The organism is Streptomyces sp. NPDC002845 (assembly GCF_053591955.1).
In genome coordinates, this window is the sequence record NZ_JBSFUU010000034.1 from 16,247 (window position 1) to 36,647 (window position 20,401).

Here is a 20,401-nt window from a genome sequence, read left to right on the forward strand (position 1 = left end):
AGGGATGAGCGATACGGCGGAAGAGGCGGCGGGGCAGGCCGAGTCGGAGGTGGCGGAGTCGGCGGAGGTGGCGGAGTCAGCCCGTATGCGGCGCTACGCGCGGCGGAAGGCCGCGTACCGGTCGGCCGATCGCGTACTGGCCCGCATGGGCGCCTTCGCGACGCTCCGGGAACGGCTGACGCAGCTGACGGAGGCGGCGCCGGAGCTGTACGACCTGGACGAGCCGGCGGACATGTACGGCAACGGGATCGTCGAGGACCTGGAGGAGAAGGTCGCCGGGCTGCTCGGCAAGGAGGCCGCCGCGTTCTTCCCGACCGGCACCATGGCCCAGCAGGTGGCCCTGCGCTGCTGGGCGGGCCGGACCGGCAACGCGACCGTGGCCCTGCACGCGCTGGCCCATCCCGAGGTGCACGAACGCGGTGCGTTCAGCGCGGTCAGCGGCCTGCGACCGGTCCGGCTCACGAGCGAGCCCCGTCTTCCGACCGCCGACGAGGTGCTCGGCTTCGACGAACCCTTCGGCGCCCTGATGCTCGAACTGCCCCTCCGGGACGCCGGTTGTGTGCTCCCCTCCTGGGAGGAGCTCACCGAGGTCGTCGAGGCCGCGCGGGAGCGGGACGCCGTGGTCCACTTCGACGGGGCGCGCCTGTGGGAGACGACCGTCCACTTCGACCGGCCCCTGGACGAGATCGCGGCCCTCGCGGACAGCGTCTACGTCTCGTTCTACAAATCCCTCGACGGCATCGGCGGCGCTGCCCTCGTCGGCCCCGGGACGCTGATCGACGAGGCGAAGGCCTGGCGCCATCGCTACGGCGGCCAGATCTTCCAGCAGTTCCCGACCGTCCTGTCCGCGCTGGCCGGCCTGGAGCGCGAACTCCCCCGTCTCCCCGAATACGTCGCCCACGCGCGCGTGATCGCCGCCGCGCTGCGCGAGGGCTTCGCCGCGGCCGGGGTGCCCTGGGTCCGCGTCCACCCCGAGCAGCCCCACACCCACGACTTCCACCTCTGGCTTCCCTACGACCCCGATGTCGCCGCCGAGGCCGCCGTCCGCCAGGCCGAGCAAACCGGCACCCTCCTCTTCTCCGGCCCCTGGGACCACGCCGGCCCCGGCCTCGCCGTCACCGAACTCTGGGTACGCGACGCCGCTCTGGCCTGGACCCCGGAGGACGTGAAGGCGGCGGTCGCGGACTTCGTGGACCGACTCGGCGACGCGGCGGCCGCGGTCGCGGAGGAGGCTTGATCGCCCCCCGGGCTCAGTCGAACCGGATGTGCCGCAACCCCACCCCCGCCTGCCGCAGCCGCGTCCGCAGGGCGCTGTCGTTGTTGGGGGTGAGGGGCAGGCCGGCCAGGACGGCGATGCGGTCCGCGGTTTTCGGGACCGTCGTGTGGTCGGTCCACAGGTGCTCGGCGAACTCGGGCTCGCGCAGGCGCTCCAGGCAGTGGTCGAGCTGTTCGACGGCCCAGCTCTCCCTGCGCAGCGGGGCGTTCTTTCCGGCGACGTACCGCAGAAGATGCCCGAAGCCCCGTTCGCGGAGCCGCCGCAGCACGGTCTCCCGCTCGGCGAGCAGCGTGAAGTGCCGTATGTCGTGGCCGAGCTCGCGCAGTCGGCCGACGGTCTCCGTGAAGTACGAGGAGTTGGTGACCGTCATGGGGACGATCACGGCCCCGTCGTGCTCGGTGAGCGCCAGGTCGAGGACCTCGACCACGCCCTGCCGCCAGGACGCGAGGTCCTGGAAGTCTCCCCGGAGTCCGGGCGGCAGCGTGCGGCACAGCCCGAAGCCGACGTGCTCGGGATCGCAGATCACGCTGCCGGGCAGCCGTCGCCGGATCTCATGTGCGGGCAGTCGTTTGACGGATCGCCGCCCCCGAAAGGGCCGTTGATCCACAGGAGCATGCGCGCACCCTAGTGGGCGGCGGTCACACCCGGGTGACATCCAGGGTTTCCACCCCTGGCCCGTACAAGTCCCGTACCGGCGGCCCCTACGAGTCCCGTACAGGATTCAGCCCTGCCCACCCGCCCGCACCAGCCCCGTCTCGTACGCCAGTACGACCACCTGCACCCGGTCCCGCAGCCCCAGCTTGGTCAGGATGCGCCCGACATGCGTCTTCACCGTCGCCTCCGACAGGACCAGCCGGGCCGCGATCTCGCCGTTGGACAGGCCCTGGGCGACGAGCACCATGACCTCGCGCTCGCGGTCGGTGAGCCGTTCCAGCTCCTTGCGCTCGGGCTCCTTGCCGGTGCCCGGGAGCATCGGGGCGAACCGGTCGAGGAGGCGCCGGGTCGTGGAGGGGGCGACCACGGCGTCGCCGCTGTGCACGGAGCGGATCGCGGTCAGCAGTTCACCGGGCGGCACGTCCTTGAGCATGAAGCCGGAGGCACCGGCCTTGAGCCCGGAGAAGGCGTACTCGTCGAGGTCGAAGGTGGTCAGGATGAGCACCTTCGGGGGGTTGGGGTCGGCACAGATGCGGCGGGTGGTCTCCACGCCGTCCAGCTTGGGCATGCGCACGTCCATCAGCACCACGTCGACCTCGGTGGAGCCCAGCACCTGCAGGGCCTCGACGCCGTCGCCCGCCTCCGCCACGACCTCCATGTCCGGCTGGGCGGCGAGCACCATCCGGAACCCGGTGCGCAGCAGCACCTGGTCGTCGACGAGCATCACGCGGATCGGCATCGGGGTCCTCTTCCGTTTCCGTTGTCAGGTTGTTGTTCACAGGGTGCCGTTACGGGGGCACCGTTACAGGTGTCAGTGACTGACACGGCGAAATCAGGGGGCCGGTTTCAGCGGCAACAGGGCGCTGATGCGGAATCCTCCGCCCGGGCGCGGCCCCGCGTCCAGCGTGCCGCCGACCATGCCGACCCGCTCGCGCATACCGATCAGGCCGTGCCCCTGGCCGTCGGCGCCGCCCTCCTCGTACAGCTCGTGCGGGGCGCCCTTGCCGTCGTCCTCGACGAGGAGGCCGAGGCCGTCGTCGAAGTAGACGAGGCGTACGCTCGCGCCGGCGTTCGGGCCACCGTGCTTGCGGGTGTTGGTGAGGGCCTCCTGGACGATGCGGTACGCCGTGAGCTCGACGCCGCTGGGCAGGGGGCGCGGGGTGCCCTCGACCTTGAAGTCGACGGGGAGGCCGGAGCTGCGGCACTGCTCGACGAGGTCGTCGATCTGGTCGACGTCGGGCTGCGGGACGTACTCGCCGACCTCCTGGTGCTCGCCGGTACGCAGGACGCCCAGCAGGCGGCGCATCTCGGCGAGGGCCTGGCGGCCGGTCCCGGAGATGGTCTCCAGGGCCTTCTTCGCCTGGTCGGGGGCCGTGTCCAGGACGTACGCGGCACCGTCGGCCTGGACCACCATCACGGAGACGTTGTGGGCGACGACATCGTGCAGTTCGCGGGCGATACGGGCGCGCTCGGCGGCGACGGCGACCTTGGACTGCGCCTCGCGCTCCCTCTCCAGGCGGGCGGCGCGCTCCTCCAGCTGGGCGAAGTAGGCGCGGCGGGTGCGCAGGGAGTCGCCGAGCACCCAGGCGAGGGCGAACGGCACCGTCTGGAAGACCGCGAGCGCCACGTTGCCGAACACACCGACGGTCTCCTCGGACCAGCGCAGCTGCGCCAGGCTCCCCGCGCACAGGCCGCCGATCAGGGCGAACCGGGAGGCCCAGCGGGCGCCGGTGGCCGCCACGGTGTAGATGATCACCAGCAGGGCGAAGTCGGCGAGCGTCCGCTCGACGTCCAGGACCAGCTGCGCCACCCCCAGCGCGGCGGCCAGCACCAGCATCTTCTCGGGCATGCGCCGGCGCAGGGCGACCACCAGGCACAGCAGGATCGCGACCGGGACGAACGCCACCGGCAGGTCGGTCCTCCCGTCCTCCTGGTCGGCGGTTCCGCTCGCCAACGACAGCCCGAGAAGGAAGACGGCCCAGAAGCTGTCGACCCCGGTCGGGTGCCTGCGGAGGAAGTCATAGAGGCGCTGCACGTAACCCAGCGTAGGGAAGCGTGGTGTGTGCAGGGGTCAACCGGAGGACCGATCCACGACCGGCCTACGTACTCCCCAAGGTGGAGGCCCCGTTGTCCCCGGTGCCTACTCTGGCCCCGTGACAGGTGAGGTGGGCGGCATGTGGCGCGGGTGGCGGGAGGCGACCGAGGAGGCGCTGTACGGGCCCTCGGGGTTCTACCGGCGTCCCGAGGGTCCCGCCGGGCATTTCCGCACCTCGGTGCATGCTTCGCCGCTCTTCGCGCGGGCCGTGGCCCGGCTGCTGTGCCGCGTCGACGAGGTGCTCGGGCGCCCCGCGCGGCTGGACTTCGTGGACATGGCGGCAGGCCGGGGCGAGCTCGTGACGGGTGTCCTGGCCGCGCTGCCCGCCGAAGTGGCCTCACGCGCGCGTGGGTACGCCGTCGAGCGGGCCGGGCGCCCCGCCGGTCTCGACCACCGGATCGAGTGGCTCCCACAGCCCCCGAAGGGGATCACCGGGCTGCTGTTCGCCAACGAGTGGCTGGACAACGTGCCCGTGGACGTCGCCGAGGTGGACCCCGAGGGCGTGGCCCGGCTGGTGCTCGTACGGCGGGACGGGGCCGAGCGGCTCGGGGAGCCCGTGCGGGGTGCCGGGGCCGACTGGCTGGCGCGCTGGTGGCCACTGGCCCCCGAAGAGGGCCTCCGCGCCGAGATCGGGCTCCCCAGGGACCACGCCTGGGCCGGCGCCGCGGCGTGCGTCGACCGCGGTCTCGCCGTCGCCGTCGACTACGCCCACTCCGCCGGGGCCCGCCCGCCCTTCGGTACGCTCACCGGCTTCCGGGAGGGCCGGGAGACCACCCCCGTGCCGGACGGCTCGTGCGACATCACGGCCCATGTGGCCCTGGACGCCTGCGCCCTGCCGGGGGACCGCCTGCTGAGCCAGCGGGCGGTCCTGCGCACCCTCGGGGTCACGGGAGCCCGGCCCCCGCTCTCCCTGGCCGCCACGGACCCGGCGGCGTACGTACGGGCCCTGGCCGGCGCGGGCGAGGCGGCGGAGCTCACGGCCGAGGGCGGACTCGGGGACTTCGGGTGGCTGATGCGGTGGGTCGGCATTCCGAATCCACCGCCCGCCCTTCCCGGCGAACGCGACCTACTTGTCGATGTCCCCGACCACGAAGAACAGTGACCCCAGGATCGCCACCATGTCCGACACCAGCGTCCCCGGCAGCAGTTCCACCAGCGCCTGGATGTTGTTGTACGAGGCCGAGCGCAGCTTCAGCCGGTACGGGGTCTTCTCGCCCTTGCTGACCAGGTAGTAGCCGTTGATGCCGAGCGGATTCTCGGTCCACGCGTACGTGTGCCCCTCAGGAGCCTTCAGGACCTTCGGGAGCCGCTGGTTGACCGGGCCGGGCGGCAGCTCGGCGAGCCGGTCGAGGCAGGCGTCCGCGAGGTCGAGGGAGACGTGGGTCTGCTCCAGGAGGCACTCGAAGCGGGCCAGGCAGTCGCCCTCCTCGCGCGTGACGACCTTGAGGGTGTCCCTGAGGTCCCCGTACGCCAGGTACGGCTCGTCGCGCCGCAGGTCGAAGTCCACCCCGGAGGCGCGGGCGATCGGCCCGCTCACCCCGTACGCGTGCACCGTCTCCGGGGCGAGGACGCCCACACCGCGCGTACGCCCCCGGAAGATCTCGTTGCCGACCACCAGGTCGTCGAACCGGTCCATGCGGGGGCGCAGGGCAGCGACGGAGGCACGCGCGCGTGAGGTCCATCCGGCGGGCAGGTCCTCCTTGAGGCCGCCGACGCGGTTGAACATGTAGTGCATGCGCCCGCCGGAGATCTCCTCCATGACGTGCTGGAGTTCCTCGCGCTCGGTGAAGGCGTAGAAGATCGGGGTGATCCCGCCCAGCTCCAGCGGGTACGAACCCAGGAACATCAGGTGGTTCAGGACACGGTTCAGCTCGGCCAACAGCGTGCGCATCCAGACCGCGCGCTCGGGGACCTCCATGCCGAGCATGCGCTCCACGCCCAGGACCACGCCGAGTTCGTTCGAGAAGGCGGAGAGCCAGTCGTGGCGGTTGGCGAGCATGATGATCTGGCGGTAGTCGCGCGCCTCGAAGAGCTTCTCCGCGCCGCGGTGCATATAGCCGATCACCGGCTCCGCGTGCTGGATGCGCTCGCCGTCGAGCACGAGCCGCAGCCGCAGCACGCCGTGCGTGGACGGGTGCTGGGGCCCGATGTTGAGCACCATGTCGGTGCTCTCCGCGGCGCCGCCGATGCCGACCATGGTCTCCGTCGTAGGAGTCATGGTGACAGTGTCTCGTACGTACGCTGACGGTATGGAGACGGGGACCTTGGACAACGCGGGACACGGCGAGCGCGGGCCGGCGGCGAAGGACGAGCCGGTCTGGACCGGGCTGCCACCAGGCCTGCTACGGATGCGACGGCTGTTGCTGGTGGTGTGGCTGGGATCCCTGACCGTCGGTCTGGCCCTGCTTCTGGGCCTGCTCGCCGGTCCCGGCTGGGCCGCCTTCGCGCTGCTGCCGCTGGGCCTGCTGCTGTGGGGCTGGTCGATGCTGGGCCGCAACTGGCGCTCCTGGCGGTACGCCGAACGCTCCGACGACCTGCTGATCAGCCGGGGTGTGCTGTGGCGCGAGGAGACCGTCGTGCCGTACGGCCGGATGCAGCTCGTCGAGGTGACGTCCGGGCCGGTCGAGCGGCACTTCGGGCTGGCCAGCGTGCAGCTGCACACGGCCGCCGCCGCGACGGACGCGACGATTCCGGGACTCGACCCGGCGGAGGCCGAGCGGCTGCGGGACCGGCTCACGGAGCTGGGCGAGGCACGATCGGCGGGGCTGTGACCATGCAGGGCGCCGACAGCGCCGTACGAGAGCGGAAGCCGGTCATCGAGCACCGGCTGCACCCCGTGACGCCGCTGCGGCGCGCGTGGGCGCCCGTCGCCGTCCTCTTCGGGTGGGCCCTGCACGACCCCGACGGGGCGCAGCGGCAGCTGACCCGGCTGACCACGGGCACACTGCTGCTCGCACTGGCCGTGTTCGTCCCGGCCGCCGCCCTGTACGGCTTCCTGAGCTGGTGGTTCACGCACTTCGCGGTGACCGACACCGAACTGCGCATCCGTACGGGCCTGGTGTTCCGCCGCACCGCGCACATCCGGCTCGAACGCATCCAGGCCGTCGACGTCACCCGGCCGCTGCTGGCCCGGATCATAGGTGTGGCCAAGCTCAAACTCGACGTCATAGGGACCGACAAAAAGGACGAGCTGGCCTACCTGGGCGAGGCCCACGCCCGCGCCCTGCGGGCCGAGCTCCTCGCCCGCGCGGCCGGTTTCGCCCCCGAGACCGCCCACGAGGTCGGCGAGGCCCCGGCACGGCAGCTCCTGCACGTGCCGACCGGGGTCCTCGCGGTCTCGCTGGTGCTGACCGGCGCGACCTGGGCCACGCTGGCCGGCGCGCTCGTCGTACCGCCCGTGATGTGGTTCATGACCCACAACCTGTGGACGGTCCTCGCGACCGCGGTGCCGCTGCTCGGCGCGGCGGGCGCGAGCAGTGTGGGGCGGTTCGTGAGCGAGTACGACTGGACGGTCGGCGAGTCCCCGGACGGGCTGCGCATCGACCACGGCCTCCTCGACCGCGCGCACGAGACGGTGCCGCCGGGGCGCGTGCAGACCGTACGGATCGTCGAACCCCTGCTGTGGCGGCGGCGCGGCTGGGTGCGGGTCGAACTGGACGTGGCCGGCTCGTCCAACTCCCTGCTGGTGCCGGTCGCGCCCAGGGACATCGCCGAGTCCGTGATCGAGCGGGTGCTGCCCGGCGTGACGGTGCCCGCCGCGCTCGTACGGCCGCCGCGGCGCGCCGGGTGGTGCGTGCCGCTGTGGTGGCGGGGATACGGGCTCGCCGTCACCGACAGCGTCTTCGTGGCCCGGCACGGGCTGCTGCGGCGGAGCGTGTCGCTCGTGCCGCACGCCAAGGTGCAGAGCGTACGGCTGTCCCAGGGGCCCTGGGAGCGGTCCAGGCGGCTCGCCGACGTGTCCGTGGACACGGGGGCCAACAAGACCGTCACCGCCCGTCTGCGGGACGCTCAGGAGGCTGTGGTGCTGTTGCAGGGGCAGGCGGACCGGTCGCGGACGGGGCGGGGGGAGGCGGGGCCGGATCGCTGGATGACGTAGCGCTCCGCTTGGGAACGGGGTTTCTGGGAGTCGTGGATCCGCTGCGGGTGGGTGGGGCTGGTCGCGCCCACGCGGCGGAGCCGCACATTGTCACAGCCCCGCGCCCGTAAAAAGCGGCCGCGCCCCCCGTCGGGGGGCGCGGCCGCTTTTTGAATTACGACGCTGCCGTACGCAAGCCCTGTACGTCGATCCGTTCCGTCTCGTCGTGGGCCGTGAGATCGATGACCTGACCCACGCCGCGGGACTCCTCGTCGGCGTGCTTGAACTGGGCCTCGGACTCGGCCTTGTGGACGGCGAGGGCCTCCTGGCCGACGATGTCGGCGAGGTCCTCGTTCTGGACGGACTCGATGGCGGCGTCGTTCTTCTGGGTGCCGAAGAAGTCGAAGCCGCCCTCGATGGCCGGGCGCCGGCGAGGAGTCGCCGGTACGACGGCCACGGCGGTGGGGACCGTGTAGTGGCCGGAGGACTGCTGCGCGGGCAGCGCGGGCCTCGGCACCGGGTGGGCCGCCGGGGACGGCTGCGCATAGGGCTCGTCGTCGGCGGGTCCCGTGGGCTCGGCCTTCTGCACGGGCTCGGGGGCAGCGGGAGCTTCGGCGGCGGGCACGGCGGCCGCGCGCTCATGCCCGCCGACCGCCTCCGGCTTCCCCTCCGCCTCACCTTCCTCGGGCGCGGAGGCACCACCGGAACCGGCCTTCCCCGAACCACCGTCCGGGCCACCGCCCTTCGGAGACCCGCCCTTGGGAGACCCGTTCTCCGGGGCCCCGCCCTCTCGGGCCTCGCTCTTGGGCGCACCCTCAACCGGGGACTCTCCCTTGGCCACGGCCTCTGCCACGGGCTCGCCTTGGGAGGCATCCTCAGCGTCGGGCTCGCCGTGGGAAACACCGTCAGTGCCGGACTCACTCTGGGAAACACGCCCAGCCATGGACTCGCCCCGGGAAGCACCCTCTGCCACGGACTCCTGGAAAACGCCCCCAGTGACAGACTCTCCCTGGGAAGCGCCCCCCGCAACGGACCCACCTGGGGAAACACCCTCCGCCACGGACTCGCCCCAGGGAGCGCCCTTAGCGACAGACTCGCCTCGGGAAACGTCCCCAGCGACGAACTCGCCCCGCAAAGCCCCCTGCGCGACGAACTCGCCCTCGGAAGCGCCCCCCGCCACGGACTCGCCCTGCAAAGCACCCCCCGCAACGGACCCACCCGGGGAAGCACCCTCCGCCGCGGACTCACCCCAGGGAGCACCCGCAGCCACAGGCCCGCCCTGGGAGTCGTTCTCCGTCGCAGGCGCAGCGGCCTCGGTCGCGGTCTTGGTGGCGTCGCGGTCCTTGATGATCCGTTCCAGGGCCAGGTTGGCCCGTAGGAAGAGCGAGGAACCGGTCGGGGAGAACACCGAGGGAATCGCCGACTTCTCCTCGACGGCCTCGGCGTCCCCGGCGTCCTCGACGGCGGCCTCGGGCCCCTCCGGCTCCGCCGAATCGTCGATGTCGGCGTCGGCGTCGGGGTCGGCCGGGGGCTCGTCCTCCTTGGAGGACGCCGGGGCAGGCACCGTAGGGGACGCGGCCGCGGCCCCCTTGGCGGGCCCCAGTGCCGCGGGCAGCGCCACGCGTGCGGGCTCCAGGGCCGTCGCCTCTATGGCCAGCTTCCGCTGCCCCTCCAGCGCGCTCGCGCGCTCGGTCTCCGCCGTGGCGTAACGGCGCAGCAGGGCCGCGTGCTCGTTGCGCAGGCCCTGCAGTTCGGCCCGCTTGGCGCGCAGCTTGTGCTCCAGCTTCTGGCGCAGCTCGCGCGACTCCTCCAGGTCGGTCTCCAGCTCGGCGATCTGTTCCTCGTGGCGCCACTCGTCGCCCGCCCGCGCGCGCGTGAGGTCCGCGACGCGTTTGCCCGCCTCGACGTCCCAGCGGCGCATGACGGCCGCGCCCACGGTCGCGGTCGCCGCGGCGATGGCGGCCAGCACCCGGAGGGCGCCCGGCGCGGTGAACAACCAGGGCCCGAGGGCGCAGACGAGCGAGACGCCTGCGATTGCCGTGGGAGGCAGCAGCCTGTGCAGAGGCGGTGAATGGCGGTGACGTCCACGTGGCATGGCCAGAAACTTACCGCGCGTAGGCGAATCGTGGTGCCCCGCCCGGTAAAAACACGGCCACACCGAAGCCTTCACATCGCCTCAGGAGCCCGCGACAGCGCCCGCTTCACCCACGGGCCGATCAATCCCTCGTCCACGGGCCCATCAATGCCTCGCCCACCGGCCGATCAATGCCTCGTCTACTGGGCGATCAATCCCTTCTCCTCCAGATAGTCCGCTGCGACATCGGCCTCCTTCTGGCGCTCCTCGTCGACCTTCCGGTTGAGTTCCACAAGATCATCCGTGGTGAGTGCATCGGTCAGCTTCTGAAGAACGTCGGCGATCTCCTGATCGCCCGCGTCCTTGGCGTTCACGACGGGGAGGATGTTGTCCGCGTTCTGCAGCTTCTTGTCGTCCTCCAGGAGTACGAGGTCGAAGTTGTCCAGCGTGGCGTCCGTGGTCGTGGTCAGCACCAGCTGGTCCGTGCCGTTCTTCACCGCCTGCTTGGCCTGGGTCGTACCGACACCCTTGGGGTCGATTCCGGCGACCTTGATGCCGTACGTCTTCTCCAGACCCGGCGCGCAGAAGGGCCGCGTCTCGCACTCGTCACCGGCCGCGATCTTGACCTCTACACCCGAATCCCCCAGATCCGAAAGGGTCTTGAGGTTGTGCTCCGCGGCGAATTCCCGGCTCACCGCGAACGCGTTCTGGTCGACCGCCTCTCCGGCCGGCAGCACCTTCAGGCCCCGGGGCTCGGCGAGTTTCTCCAGCGCGGCGACCGTGGCGTCGACATCGCTGGAGGCGACGGGCTCCGCTTCGGGGCCGTTCTCCTTGGCGTTGAGGAATTCCGCGAGCGTCGCCGCGTATTCGGGGACGACGTCGATGGCGCCCTTCTCCAGCTGGGGTTCGTAGATCTCGCGGTTCTCCACGGTCTTCACCGTCACGTCGTAACCGGCGTCGCCCAGCAACTGCTTGTAGAGCTCGCCGAGGACCTTCGCCTCGGTGAACCCGGCCGCGCCCACGACGAGCGAGCCCTTGTCGTCCCCGGACCCGCTGCCGGACCCCTCGTCCTCCAGGCTGTCCCCGCCGCACCCGGCGAGCACCCCGGTCAGCGCGCCGACGGCCACCATCGCGAGCGCCGTTCGGCGCGTCCTGCTGTTCATCGTTACCCCCATCGGGAAGTTGATCAAGAAATCGAGAAGTCGGGCATCACGGCCGTCGAAGCCGAAGCCCAGTGGGAAGTCCATGGGAAGCCCAGTGGAACGCCACCGCCGTCATCACACCGCGCCGGAGCGCCCGCGCGTGGGATCGAAGACCTTGCCGGCCGCCACCAGCACCACCTCCACCAGCAGCGCGAGGACCGCCACCAGGAAGGCGCCCGCGACCACCTGCGGGGTGTTCTGGAGGTTGAACCCGGCCGTGATGATCCGCCCGAGTCCGCCCTCGCCGGCCATCGCGGCGAGCGTCGCCGTGGCGACCACCTGCACCGCGGCCGACCGCAACCCGGTCATGACGAGCGGGTACGCGAGCGGCAGCTCGACCCGGCGGAAGACCTGACCTCCGCTCATGCCCATGCCCCGCGCGGCCTCCACGACCGACCGGTCCACCTCGCGCATGCCGATGTACGCGTTGGTCAGCAGCGGCGGCACCGCGAACAGCACGAGCGCGATGAGCGTCGGCAGATCCCCGTGCTCGCCCAGCGGAGTGAGCGTCAGCAGCACCAGCACGGCCAGCGTGGGCACGGCCCGCCCCACGTTGGAGACGTTGACCGCGAGCGCCCCGCCCCTGCCGAGGTGCCCGAGCCACAGCGCGACGGGCAGCGCGATCAGACAGGCCACGGCGAGCGTGACCCCGCTGAAGTACAGATGCTCGGCGAGCCGGTGCCAGACCCCTTTCTCCCCTTGCCAGTTGGCACCGGTCGTCAGCCAGTCGTACGCCCCGGAGATCGCGTTCATGCCGGCTCCGCCACCTTCACCACCGCCGGGCGCCTGCGTATTCGGGGCGCACGCGTCGCCCGCATCCAGGGCGTGAGCAGCCGTTGCACGCCGAGCAGCAGCAGGTCGGCCACGATCGCGAGCAGGACGCACAGCACGGACGCGGTCAGCACCTGTGCCTTGAAGGTGCTGTCGAGGCCGTCGAGGATGAGCGTGCCCAGTCCGCCGTAGCCGACGATCGCGCCCACCGTCGTCAGGGCGACCGTGGCGACCGTGGTGATCCGGACGCCCGCGAGCAACGCCGGGAGCGCGAGCGGCAGTTCGACCTCCCACAGCAGCCGTCCCGGCCCGTACCCCATGCCGCGCGCGGCCTCCACCGCCTCCTCGGGGACGGCCCGGAGCCCCGCGAGGATGTTCCGCACGAGGATCGTCAGCGAGTACAGGACGAGGCCGGTGACCACCAGGGAGGCGGACAGCCCGAACAGGGGCAGCAGCAGCGAGAACATGGCCAGCGACGGGATCGTGTAGAGCACGGTCGTCAGGCCGAGGATCGGGCCCGCCAGGCCCCGGTACCGCCGCGCGAGCAGGGCCAGCGGGAACGCCAGGAGCAGTCCGATCGTCACCGAGGCAGCCGTGATCCCCACATGCTGCACGGTCGCGTCGGTGAGCTCCTGGCTGCGGGAGCGGACGTACTCGCCGCAGATCCAGTCGTTGGCCACCAGGCAGTTCCGCTGCGCGCTCACCCGCCGCACCTCCCCCGAATTCCCCGAACGCATGCGAGATTTCCCGAACACATGCGGGTGGACCGAACGCCCGCGCATGTTCTTGACTTGCTGGCGACCCTAGACCCCACCACTGACAATCGCCGAGAGCCGCCGTACGAGCGCGACACCGCCTTCACCCGACGACCGGCGCCGACGGCCATGATGGGAAGCCATGATCCGGTTCGAGCACGTCACCAAGCGGTACGCGGACGGCACCACCGCCGTCGACGACCTGTCCTTCGAGGTCGCCGAGGGCGAACTCGTCACGCTGGTCGGCCCGTCCGGCTGCGGCAAGACCACGACGATGAAGATGGTGAACCGGCTCATCGAGCCCACCGGCGGCCGCATCCTGCTCGACGGCGAGGACATCGCGGCCGTCGACCCGGTCCGGCTCCGGCGCCGTATCGGCTACGTCATCCAGCAGGTCGGCCTCTTCCCGCACAAGACGGTCCTCGACAACACCGCGACCGTCCCGCATCTCCTCGGCGTCAAGCGCGCCAAGGCCCGCGAGCGCGCCGCCGAACTCCTCGACCTGGTCGGCCTGGACCCGTCGGTGTTCGGCGACCGCTACCCCGACCAGCTCTCCGGCGGGCAGCGCCAACGCGTCGGCGTGGCACGGGCGTTGGCCGCCGACCCGCCCGTGCTGCTGATGGACGAGCCGTTCGGCGCGGTCGATCCGGTCGTGCGCGAGCGGCTGCAGACCGAGTTCCTGCGGCTCCAGCAGTCCGTGCGCAAGACGGTCCTGTTCGTCACCCACGACATCGAGGAGGCCGTACGGCTCGGCGACCGCATCGCCGTCTACGGCGACGGGCGCATCGAACAGTTCGACACACCGTCGGCCGTGCTGGGCGCCCCCGCGAACGACTACGTGGCCGACTTCGTCGGCGCGGACCGCGGCCTGAAGCGCCTGTCCGTCACCCCCATCGAGGAGAGCGACCTCGAACAGCCGCCCGTGGTCCACCTCGACGACCCGCTGCCCAGGGACCTCGACGCCCGCTGGGCCGTCGTCCTGGACGGCGACGACAACCTGCACGGCTGGATCTCCGAGGAGCACGCGCGCGTGCGCACCGGAACCGTACGGGAACACGCCCGCCGCATGGAGGCGTGGCTCCCCGTAGGGGCGTCCCTCAAGCATGCCTTCGCGACGATGCTCCAGCACGACGCCGGCTGGATCGCCGTCATCGACGAGCGGAGCGAGGGGCACTTCCTGGGCGTCCTCACCCCCGCCCGCCTGCACGAGGCCCTGCGCCGCTCCACGGCCGCCGACGCGCGGGACATCGCCCGCGCGGAGGTGGAGCTGGAGACCGTGGACACGGTGGCCGGCGGCCGCTGAGCCGCCCGGCGCTCCCACCGATCCATCAGGCCACCGGGCCACCAGGCCTTCCCTTGCCTTTCCTTGCCTTTTGAACCGTCTTTCCCTCCGAGGAGTGAACCTCCCTCCCCGAGACACCGTCCTACAGGGCGCAATGTCGCCGGATGCCGGAATAACACCGGTTTCCGTGTCTCTCACGAAACTGCGGGATGCGATGTCTGTCAGGGCGGATGGGGAAATGTCGGGCCGGGTCCTGAGCCGATCGAGCCGGGCCGGGGCGAGTCGGATACGGCGTGCCCTGCGCGGTCCGCGTCCCGAGGCCGTCCCCGTCCTGGCGGCCAGGGCCTGCACCCTCGTGGGGCTGGTGGACATCGCCGCGGGCGTGTTCCCGCGCTTCCGGCACAGCCGTATGCACGCGCTCGCCGAGGTGCTGCCCGGCGCGCTCGGCCCGTTCGCGGCCGCGCTGTCGCTGAGCGTGGGCGTCCTCCTGCTGCTGCTCGCCCACGGGCTGCGGCGGCGCAAGCGCCGGGCGTGGCGCGCCGCGGTGGCCCTTCTGCCCGCCGGCGCGATCGCCCAGTTCACGTACCGCCACTCGCTCATCGGCGTACTGGTCTCCCTGGCCCTGCTCGCGCCCCTGCTGCGTCACCGGGACGAGTTCACGGCGCTGCCCGACCCGCGCAGCCGCTGGCGGGCGCTCGCCAACTTCGTGCTCGTGGGCGCCGGTTCGCTCGTCCTGGGCCTGACCGTCGTGAGCGCCCACCCGCACCACCTGGTCGGCGACCCGAGCCTCGCCGACCGCATCACGCACGTCCTGTACGGCCTGTTCGGCTTCGAGGGCCCCGTCGACTACGCGGGCGACACCTCCTGGACGGTGAGCTTCTCCCTGGGCGCTCTGGGCCTCCTGACCGCCGTCACGACGATCTACCTGGCCCTGCGCCCCGAGCACCCGGCGGCACGGCTGACGCGGGAGGACGAGACCCGCCTGCGCGCGCTGCTCGACCGGCACGGCGGCCGCGACTCCCTCGGCCACTTCGCGCTGCGCCGCGACAAGGCGGTCGTCTTCTCGCCCAGCGGGAAGGCGGCGGTGACGTACCGCGTCGTCTCCGGCGTGATGCTCGCGAGCGGTGACCCGATCGGCGACGTCGAGGCCTGGCCCGGCGCCATCGAACGCTTCATGGACGAGGCGAAGACCCACTCCTGGACGCCCGCCGTCATGGGCTGCTCCGAGACCGGCGCCGAGGTGTGGACCCGCGAGACGGGCCTCGACGCCCTCGAACTGGGCGACGAGGCGGTGGTGGACGCCGCGGATTTCTCCCTCGCCGGGCGCGCGATGCGCAACGTGCGCCAGATGGTGAAGCGCATCGAGCGGCTCGGTTACGAGACCCGGGTACGACGCGTCCGTGACCTCGGCGACGCCGAACTGGACCGGATCCGCCGCGCCGCCGAGGACTGGCGGGGCACCGACACCGAACGCGGCTTCTCCATGGCCCTGGGCCGCATCGGCGACCCGTCCGACAGCGACTGTCTCATCGCGACGGCCCACAAAGGGGATTCCGTCCCCGGCCCGTACGGCGACCTGAAGGCCGTACTCCACTTCGTCCCCTGGGGCACCGACGGCGTCTCCCTCGACCTCATGCGCCGCGACCGCTCGGCGGACCCCGGCATGAACGAACTCCTGATCGTGGCGGCCCTCCAGGCGGCCCCCCGCCTGGGCATCCAGCGTGTCTCCCTGAACTTCGCGATGTTCCGCTCGGCCCTGGCCCGCGGCGAGAGAATCGGCGCCGGCCCCGTCCTGCGCGCCTGGCGCGGCCTGCTCGTCTTCCTCTCCCGCTGGTTCCAGATCGAGTCCCTCTACAAGTTCAACGCCAAGTTCCACCCCCGCTGGGAACCCCGCTTCGTCGTCTACGCCTCCTCCCGCGACCTCCCCCGCCTGGGCGTCGCGGCCCTGCGTGCGGAGGGTTTCCTCGACCTGACGCCGCCGCGTTCCCTACGGCGGAGGACAAGGGCACCACAGCCGTGCGCGCACGCGGTGACGCCGGACCGGGGCGTACGGGCGGCGTAACGGAACGGCTCCCACGAACTGCCTGGGTGCCCGCAGAACGCCCGCTGTTCCCCCAAGCGAGTCGGGCGGGCGGGTGGGCAAACAACCGCGAAGCGAAAAAACCCACAACCCCCAAGAACCCGCACCCGCCAAAGCACAACACTCCCAAACCCACCCGACGCGATCCCGCCCCACCGCCGGAGGCCTAGGCTTGGCGTCATGAACAAGCAGAACCAGCGCCCCCACGTGGCAGGCCTGCCGTCCTGGGACCGCTGCGCGGTCATGGGCGTCGTCAACGTCACCCCGGACTCGTTCTCCGACGGAGGCCGCTGGTTCGACACGACCACCGCGGTCAAGCACGGCCTCGCCCTGGTCCACGAGGGCGCCGACCTCGTGGACGTCGGCGGCGAGTCCACCCGCCCCGGAGCCACCCGCGTCGACGAGGCGGAGGAACTCAAGCGGGTCATCCCGGTCGTCCGCGGCCTCGCCTCCGAGGGCGTCACGATCTCCGTCGACACCATGCGCGCCTCGGTCGCCGAACAGGCCCTCGCGGCCGGTGCCGCCCTCGTCAACGACGTCAGCGGCGGCCTCGCCGACCCGGCGATGGTCCCGGTGGTCGCGGACGCGGGCGCCCCCTTCGTGGTGATGCACTGGCGCGGCTTCCTGGAGGGCGGCAACGTCAAGGGCGTGTACGCCGATGTCGTCTCCGAGGTCCTCGACGAGCTGCACGCACGCGTGGAGGCCGTTCTGGAGGGGGGCATCGCCGCCGACCGGATCATCGTCGACCCGGGCCTCGGCTTCTCCAAGGACGCCGAGCACGACCTCACGCTCCTCGCCCACCTCGACCGCCTGCACACCCTGGGCCACCCCCTCCTGGTCGCCGCCTCCCGCAAGCGGTTCCTCGGCCGCGTCCTGGCCGGCCCCGAGGGCGCCCCGCCGCCCGCGCGGGAGCGCGACGCCGCAACGGCCGCCGTCTCCGCCCTCGCCGCCCACCAGGGCGCCTGGGCGGTCCGTGTGCACGAGGTACGGGCCACCGCCGACGCCGTACGCGTGGCACGGGCCGTGGAAGGCGCCCGTACGCCCGCGACCGCCCCCAGAAGCCCGGAAGGATCCCGGTGAGCGCGGCCCACACCGACGTCGAGCAGGTCGAACTCGCCAACACGGCCTTCTACGAGGCGTTGGAGCGCGGTGACTTCGAAACGGTCTCCTCGCTCTGGCTGACCCCCTCGGACCTGGGCGTCGACGAGGAGTACCACGATCCGGCGGAGACGGGCGTGGTCTCCTGCGTGCACCCGGGCTGGCCGGTCCTCACCGGCCGCGGCGAGGTGCTCAGGTCGTACGCGCTGATCATGGCGAACACGGACTACATCCAGTTCTTCCTCACGGACGTACATGTCTCCGTCACCGGCGACACCGCCCTGGTGACCTGTACCGAGAACATCCTCAGCGGCGGGCCGCCCCCGGAGGACAGCAACGAACTGGGGCCGCTCGTCGGGCAGCTCGTGGTCGCCACGAACCTGTTCCGCCGTACGCCCGACGGCTGGAAGCTCTGGTCGCACCACGCCTCCCCCGTCCTGGCCGAATCCGAGGAGGACGAGGGCGACGACACCCCCGCCTGAGTGGGTAGTCGGCTTTCAGGGGCGCCGAGTGGTTGGAATCACGGGCCCCTGGGTATGGGCGGCTACCAGCCCGTGAGCCGCCGTGTTCCCCGGGGGAAACGCCCGGTGAACCCTGCCCGTACAGGCGGGGACCCGGGCCCCCGTGGCCGAGCGCTGTCAGTGCCCGCAGGTAGATTCGAGGATGGCTGATGTGCCGTCCGCGCACGGCAGGCATCAGCCCTTACCGACGATTGCAGGAGTGATTCGCGTGGATCGTGTCGCGCTGCGCGGCCTGAGGGGCCGAGGGCACCACGGCGTCTTCGAGAAGGAACGCGAGCAAGGGCAGACCTTCATCGTGGACCTGACGCTGGGCCTGGACACCCGACCTGCCGCGGCCGACGACGACCTGGCGAAGACGGTGCACTACGGCATCGTGGCGGAGGAAGTCGTGGCCGTGGTCGAGGGCGAGCCGGTCAGCCTCATCGAGACGCTCGCCGAGCACATCGCCCAGGTGTGCCTGAAGCACGAGGGGGTCCAGGAGGTCGAGGTGTGCGTCCACAAACCGGACGCGCCGATCACCGTCCCCTTCGACGACGTGACCGTCACCATCACCCGGAGCCGAGTATGACCGCGTCCTTCACCGAGGGCCAGAGCGACCCGACCGTACAGCCGGTGCCCGCCTCCGTCGTGCAGAAGGTGGACGCCGCCGACACCACCCTGCACAACCCCAAACGGGCGGTGCTCTCCCTCGGCTCGAACCTCGGCAACCGCCTGGAGACCATCCAGGGCGCCATCGACGCCCTGGAGGACACCCCCGGCGTACGGATCAAGGCCGTCTCCCCGGTCTACGAGACGGAGCCGTGGGGCGTGGAGCCCGGCAGCCAGCCGACGTACTTCAACGCGGTCGTGGTCCTGAAGACGACCCTGCCCCCGTCCTCCCTCCTGGAGCGCGCGCACGCGGTCGAGGAGGCGTTCCACCGGGTGCGGGACGAGCGGTGGGGGCCGCGCACGCTCGACGTGGACATCGTCGCCTACGCCGACGTGGTCTCCGACGACCCGGTGCTCACCCTCCCCCACCCGCGCGCGCACGAGCGGGCGTTCGTCCTCGCCCCCTGGCACGACGTGGAGCCCGAGGCCCAGCTCCCCGGCCGTGGCCCGGTGGCCCAGCTCCTCGCCACCGTCACCCATGAGGGCGTCACACCCCGAGCCGACCTGGAACTCCAGCTGCCCGAGTAGTCGTTAAGGTCTACCGAGTCGGGATGATCCGCTCGACGTACGTACGCGCGACACCGAAGGGGCATCGTGAAAGAGCTGCGCATCAGGACGCTGGCCCCGGTGTTCGTCGTGGCCGGAGTGCTGTCCTGGGCCGGGGCCCGCCTCTGGAACGCGGTGGGCACCCTGCCCCGCGTCCCCCTGGCCGCCCCGATCGTTCTCGCCCTGATCGCCGCCGTCCTGCTCGCCACGGCCCTTTCCCTGCGCTCCCGCCTCCGGGCCCAGCGTGAACGCCGCCCCGGCGCCCGCGGCGTCGACCCCCTCGTCGCCGCCCGCGCCGTCGTCTTCGGCCAGGCCAGCGCCCTCGTCGCCGCCCTCGTCTCCGGCATGTACGGCGGCGTGGGCATCTTCCTCCTGGAGTTCCTGGAAGTCCCCGCCCGCCGCGACCAGGCCTTCTACGCCGGCTTCTCCGTCCTCGCCGGCATCGCCGTCATAGTGGCCGCCTTCTTCCTGGAACGCGTGTGCAAGCTCCCCGAGGACGACGAGCACAACGGCCCGGGGACGGCTCCGGCGGCGTGACGGTTACCCGGGTTGGCGGGCCTCGACATTCCTGGCCTGGCGGCGCCCGCCGACGACGCTCACCGTCAGCTTGCTGGGCAGCCGTACCCCACAGCGCCCCCCTTGATCAACGATCAACTCTCCTGATCCGGGACCGTACAGGGCACCACTGACAATCGGGCTATCGCGCCATGATCAAACTCATTGCCTCATTGCGGGTCGCAGGGTCACGCAGCTGGCCACGGACTGCCGACGTGATGGTCTTCGCGCCGGGCTTCCGGACTCCGCGCATCGTCATGCACATGTGCTCGCACTCGACAACGACGATCGCACCTCGCGGCTCCAGGATCTCCATCAGGGAGTCGGCGATCTGCGTGGTGAGTCGTTCCTGCACCTGTGGACGACGGGCGTAGACGTCCACGAGCCGAGCCAGCTTCGAGAGGCCCGTGATCTTGCCATCAGCGGACGGAATGTAACCAACATGAGCGACTCCGACAAATGGCACCAGATGATGTTCACAGCTGGACAGGACTTCGATGTCCTTGACCAGCACCATCTCGTCGTGTCCGAGGTCGAACGTCGTCGTCAGCACATCCTCGGGCTGCTGCCACAGACCGGCGAATATCTCCCGGTACGCCCGGGCCACCCGCCCCGGCGTCTCACGGAGTCCCTCCCGGTCCGGGTCCTCCCCGACCGCGATCAGCAGTTCTCGTACGGCGTTCTCGGCGCGCTTCTCGTCGAACTCGCCTATGGTTCCCTCGCCGTCGAGCGTCACGGGGTCGGTCATCTGGTGCCTCGTTCCTGAGCC

The 20,401-nt window shown here is 71.5% G+C and carries 19 protein-coding genes and 1 pseudogene; 11 read left to right on the forward strand and 9 right to left on the reverse strand.

Annotated elements, in window-relative coordinates; translation table 11 throughout:
- The first annotated feature begins 4 nt into the window (after nt 1-4).
- Nucleotides 5-1,237: a threonine aldolase family protein gene (locus ACWD3C_RS24545; protein WP_451147328.1), complete on the forward strand. Its 1,233-nt coding sequence runs from the start codon at nt 5-7 to the stop codon at nt 1,235-1,237.
- 13 nt (nt 1,238-1,250) lie between these two features.
- Here ACWD3C_RS24545 and ACWD3C_RS24550 read toward each other — a convergent pair.
- From ACWD3C_RS24550 to ACWD3C_RS24560, 3 genes and pseudogenes are all read right to left on the reverse strand, one after another.
- Nucleotides 1,251-1,891 (reverse strand): annotated as a pseudogene (locus ACWD3C_RS24550) (ATP-binding protein).
- A 106-nt stretch (nt 1,892-1,997) separates the two neighbouring features.
- Nucleotides 1,998-2,669, reverse strand: coding sequence for a response regulator (locus tag ACWD3C_RS24555; protein WP_451147330.1), 672 nt, complete (start codon nt 2,667-2,669; stop codon nt 1,998-2,000).
- Nucleotides 2,670-2,762: 93 nt separating this feature from the next.
- On the reverse strand, nt 2,763-3,965 hold the full coding sequence (locus ACWD3C_RS24560; protein WP_451147332.1) for a sensor histidine kinase: 1,203 nt from the start codon (nt 3,963-3,965) through the stop codon (nt 2,763-2,765).
- A gap of 139 nt (nt 3,966-4,104) precedes the next feature.
- On the opposite strand from ACWD3C_RS24560, the gene ACWD3C_RS24565 reads away from it, so the two are divergent.
- Complete coding sequence (locus tag ACWD3C_RS24565) at nt 4,105-5,127, forward strand: SAM-dependent methyltransferase (RefSeq protein ID WP_451147475.1); 1,023 nt, start codon at nt 4,105-4,107, stop codon at nt 5,125-5,127.
- On the opposite strand, the gene ACWD3C_RS24570 is transcribed toward ACWD3C_RS24565, so the two are convergent.
- Complete coding sequence (locus ACWD3C_RS24570) at nt 5,092-6,243, reverse strand: NADH-quinone oxidoreductase subunit D (protein ID WP_451147334.1); 1,152 nt, start codon at nt 6,241-6,243, stop codon at nt 5,092-5,094. The genes ACWD3C_RS24565 and ACWD3C_RS24570 overlap by 36 nt on opposite strands.
- Nucleotides 6,244-6,274: 31 nt before the next feature.
- Between ACWD3C_RS24570 and ACWD3C_RS24575 the strand changes: the two genes are divergently transcribed.
- On the forward strand, nt 6,275-6,796 hold the full coding sequence (locus tag ACWD3C_RS24575; protein WP_451147336.1) for a PH domain-containing protein: 522 nt from the start codon (nt 6,275-6,277) through the stop codon (nt 6,794-6,796).
- 2 nt (nt 6,797-6,798) lie between these two features.
- Nucleotides 6,799-8,121 (forward strand): PH domain-containing protein, encoded by a 1,323-nt coding sequence (locus ACWD3C_RS24580; RefSeq protein ID WP_451147477.1) that lies wholly within the window; start codon nt 6,799-6,801, stop codon nt 8,119-8,121.
- A 154-nt stretch (nt 8,122-8,275) separates the two neighbouring features.
- On the opposite strand, the gene ACWD3C_RS24585 is transcribed toward ACWD3C_RS24580, so the two are convergent.
- From ACWD3C_RS24585 to ACWD3C_RS24600, 4 genes are all read right to left on the reverse strand, one after another.
- Nucleotides 8,276-10,195 (reverse strand): hypothetical protein, encoded by a 1,920-nt coding sequence (locus tag ACWD3C_RS24585; RefSeq protein WP_451147338.1) that lies wholly within the window; start codon nt 10,193-10,195, stop codon nt 8,276-8,278.
- 179 nt (nt 10,196-10,374) lie between these two features.
- Nucleotides 10,375-11,337 carry an ABC transporter substrate-binding protein gene (locus tag ACWD3C_RS24590; RefSeq protein ID WP_451147340.1) on the reverse strand — a complete coding sequence of 321 codons (963 nt, stop codon included), beginning with the start codon at nt 11,335-11,337 and terminating at the stop codon, nt 10,375-10,377.
- 114 nt (nt 11,338-11,451) lie between these two features.
- Nucleotides 11,452-12,129, reverse strand: coding sequence for an ABC transporter permease (locus ACWD3C_RS24595; protein WP_451147342.1), 678 nt, complete (start codon nt 12,127-12,129; stop codon nt 11,452-11,454).
- Complete coding sequence (locus ACWD3C_RS24600; RefSeq protein ID WP_451147344.1) at nt 12,126-12,884, reverse strand: ABC transporter permease; 759 nt, start codon at nt 12,882-12,884, stop codon at nt 12,126-12,128. Before ACWD3C_RS24600 ends, ACWD3C_RS24595 begins: the two co-directional genes overlap by 4 nt.
- 160 nt (nt 12,885-13,044) lie before the next feature.
- On the opposite strand from ACWD3C_RS24600, the gene ACWD3C_RS24605 reads away from it, so the two are divergent.
- The 7 genes from ACWD3C_RS24605 to ACWD3C_RS24635 all read left to right on the forward strand — a co-directional run bounded on the left by ACWD3C_RS24605 (nt 13,045) and on the right by ACWD3C_RS24635 (nt 19,614).
- Nucleotides 13,045-14,205 carry an ABC transporter ATP-binding protein gene (locus ACWD3C_RS24605; RefSeq protein ID WP_451147346.1) on the forward strand — a complete coding sequence of 387 codons (1,161 nt, stop codon included), beginning with the start codon at nt 13,045-13,047 and terminating at the stop codon, nt 14,203-14,205.
- Between the two features lie 217 nt (nt 14,206-14,422).
- Nucleotides 14,423-16,246 carry a phosphatidylglycerol lysyltransferase domain-containing protein gene (locus tag ACWD3C_RS24610; RefSeq protein WP_451147348.1) on the forward strand — a complete coding sequence of 608 codons (1,824 nt, stop codon included), beginning with the start codon at nt 14,423-14,425 and terminating at the stop codon, nt 16,244-16,246.
- A 198-nt stretch (nt 16,247-16,444) separates the two neighbouring features.
- Nucleotides 16,445-17,344: a dihydropteroate synthase gene (folP, locus tag ACWD3C_RS24615; protein ID WP_451147350.1), complete on the forward strand. Its 900-nt coding sequence runs from the start codon at nt 16,445-16,447 to the stop codon at nt 17,342-17,344.
- Nucleotides 17,341-17,844 carry a nuclear transport factor 2 family protein gene (locus ACWD3C_RS24620; protein ID WP_451147352.1) on the forward strand — a complete coding sequence of 168 codons (504 nt, stop codon included), beginning with the start codon at nt 17,341-17,343 and terminating at the stop codon, nt 17,842-17,844. Before folP ends, ACWD3C_RS24620 begins: the two co-directional genes overlap by 4 nt.
- Nucleotides 17,845-18,091: 247 nt before the next feature.
- Nucleotides 18,092-18,451: a dihydroneopterin aldolase gene (folB, locus tag ACWD3C_RS24625; protein WP_451147354.1), complete on the forward strand. Its 360-nt coding sequence runs from the start codon at nt 18,092-18,094 to the stop codon at nt 18,449-18,451.
- The gene (folK, locus tag ACWD3C_RS24630; protein ID WP_451147356.1) at nt 18,448-19,059 is read left to right on the forward strand and encodes a 2-amino-4-hydroxy-6-hydroxymethyldihydropteridine diphosphokinase; all 612 of its coding nucleotides are present in this window, start codon (nt 18,448-18,450) and stop codon (nt 19,057-19,059) included. The genes folB and folK overlap by 4 nt, the downstream gene beginning before the upstream one ends.
- A gap of 66 nt (nt 19,060-19,125) precedes the next feature.
- The gene (locus tag ACWD3C_RS24635) at nt 19,126-19,614 is read left to right on the forward strand and encodes a DUF3180 domain-containing protein (protein WP_451147358.1); all 489 of its coding nucleotides are present in this window, start codon (nt 19,126-19,128) and stop codon (nt 19,612-19,614) included.
- Between the two features lie 160 nt (nt 19,615-19,774).
- Here ACWD3C_RS24635 and folE read toward each other — a convergent pair whose 3' ends face one another.
- Complete coding sequence (folE, locus tag ACWD3C_RS24640; RefSeq protein ID WP_451147360.1) at nt 19,775-20,380, reverse strand: GTP cyclohydrolase I FolE; 606 nt, start codon at nt 20,378-20,380, stop codon at nt 19,775-19,777.
- Between the last annotated feature and the right edge of the window lie 21 nt (nt 20,381-20,401).

Coding starts and splice junctions, on each gene's coding strand:
- ACWD3C_RS24545 (WP_451147328.1), top strand. CDS start 5: ATGAGCGATACGGCGGAAGAGGCGGCGGGGCAGGCCGAGTCGGAGGTG.
- ACWD3C_RS24555 (WP_451147330.1), bottom strand. CDS start 2,669: ATGCCGATCCGCGTGATGCTCGTCGACGACCAGGTGCTGCTGCGCACC.
- ACWD3C_RS24565 (WP_451147475.1), top strand. CDS start 4,105: ATGTGGCGCGGGTGGCGGGAGGCGACCGAGGAGGCGCTGTACGGGCCC.
- ACWD3C_RS24570 (WP_451147334.1), bottom strand. CDS start 6,243: ATGACTCCTACGACGGAGACCATGGTCGGCATCGGCGGCGCCGCGGAG.
- ACWD3C_RS24575 (WP_451147336.1), top strand. CDS start 6,275: ATGGAGACGGGGACCTTGGACAACGCGGGACACGGCGAGCGCGGGCCG.
- ACWD3C_RS24580 (WP_451147477.1), top strand. CDS start 6,799: ATGCAGGGCGCCGACAGCGCCGTACGAGAGCGGAAGCCGGTCATCGAG.
- ACWD3C_RS24585 (WP_451147338.1), bottom strand. CDS start 10,195: ATGCCACGTGGACGTCACCGCCATTCACCGCCTCTGCACAGGCTGCTG.
- ACWD3C_RS24590 (WP_451147340.1), bottom strand. CDS start 11,337: ATGAACAGCAGGACGCGCCGAACGGCGCTCGCGATGGTGGCCGTCGGC.
- ACWD3C_RS24595 (WP_451147342.1), bottom strand. CDS start 12,129: ATGAACGCGATCTCCGGGGCGTACGACTGGCTGACGACCGGTGCCAAC.
- ACWD3C_RS24600 (WP_451147344.1), bottom strand. CDS start 12,884: ATGCGTTCGGGGAATTCGGGGGAGGTGCGGCGGGTGAGCGCGCAGCGG.
- ACWD3C_RS24605 (WP_451147346.1), top strand. CDS start 13,045: ATGATCCGGTTCGAGCACGTCACCAAGCGGTACGCGGACGGCACCACC.
- ACWD3C_RS24610 (WP_451147348.1), top strand. CDS start 14,423: ATGTCGGGCCGGGTCCTGAGCCGATCGAGCCGGGCCGGGGCGAGTCGG.
- folP (WP_451147350.1), top strand. CDS start 16,445: ATGAACAAGCAGAACCAGCGCCCCCACGTGGCAGGCCTGCCGTCCTGG.
- folK (WP_451147356.1), top strand. CDS start 18,448: ATGACCGCGTCCTTCACCGAGGGCCAGAGCGACCCGACCGTACAGCCG.
- folE (WP_451147360.1), bottom strand. CDS start 20,380: ATGACCGACCCCGTGACGCTCGACGGCGAGGGAACCATAGGCGAGTTC.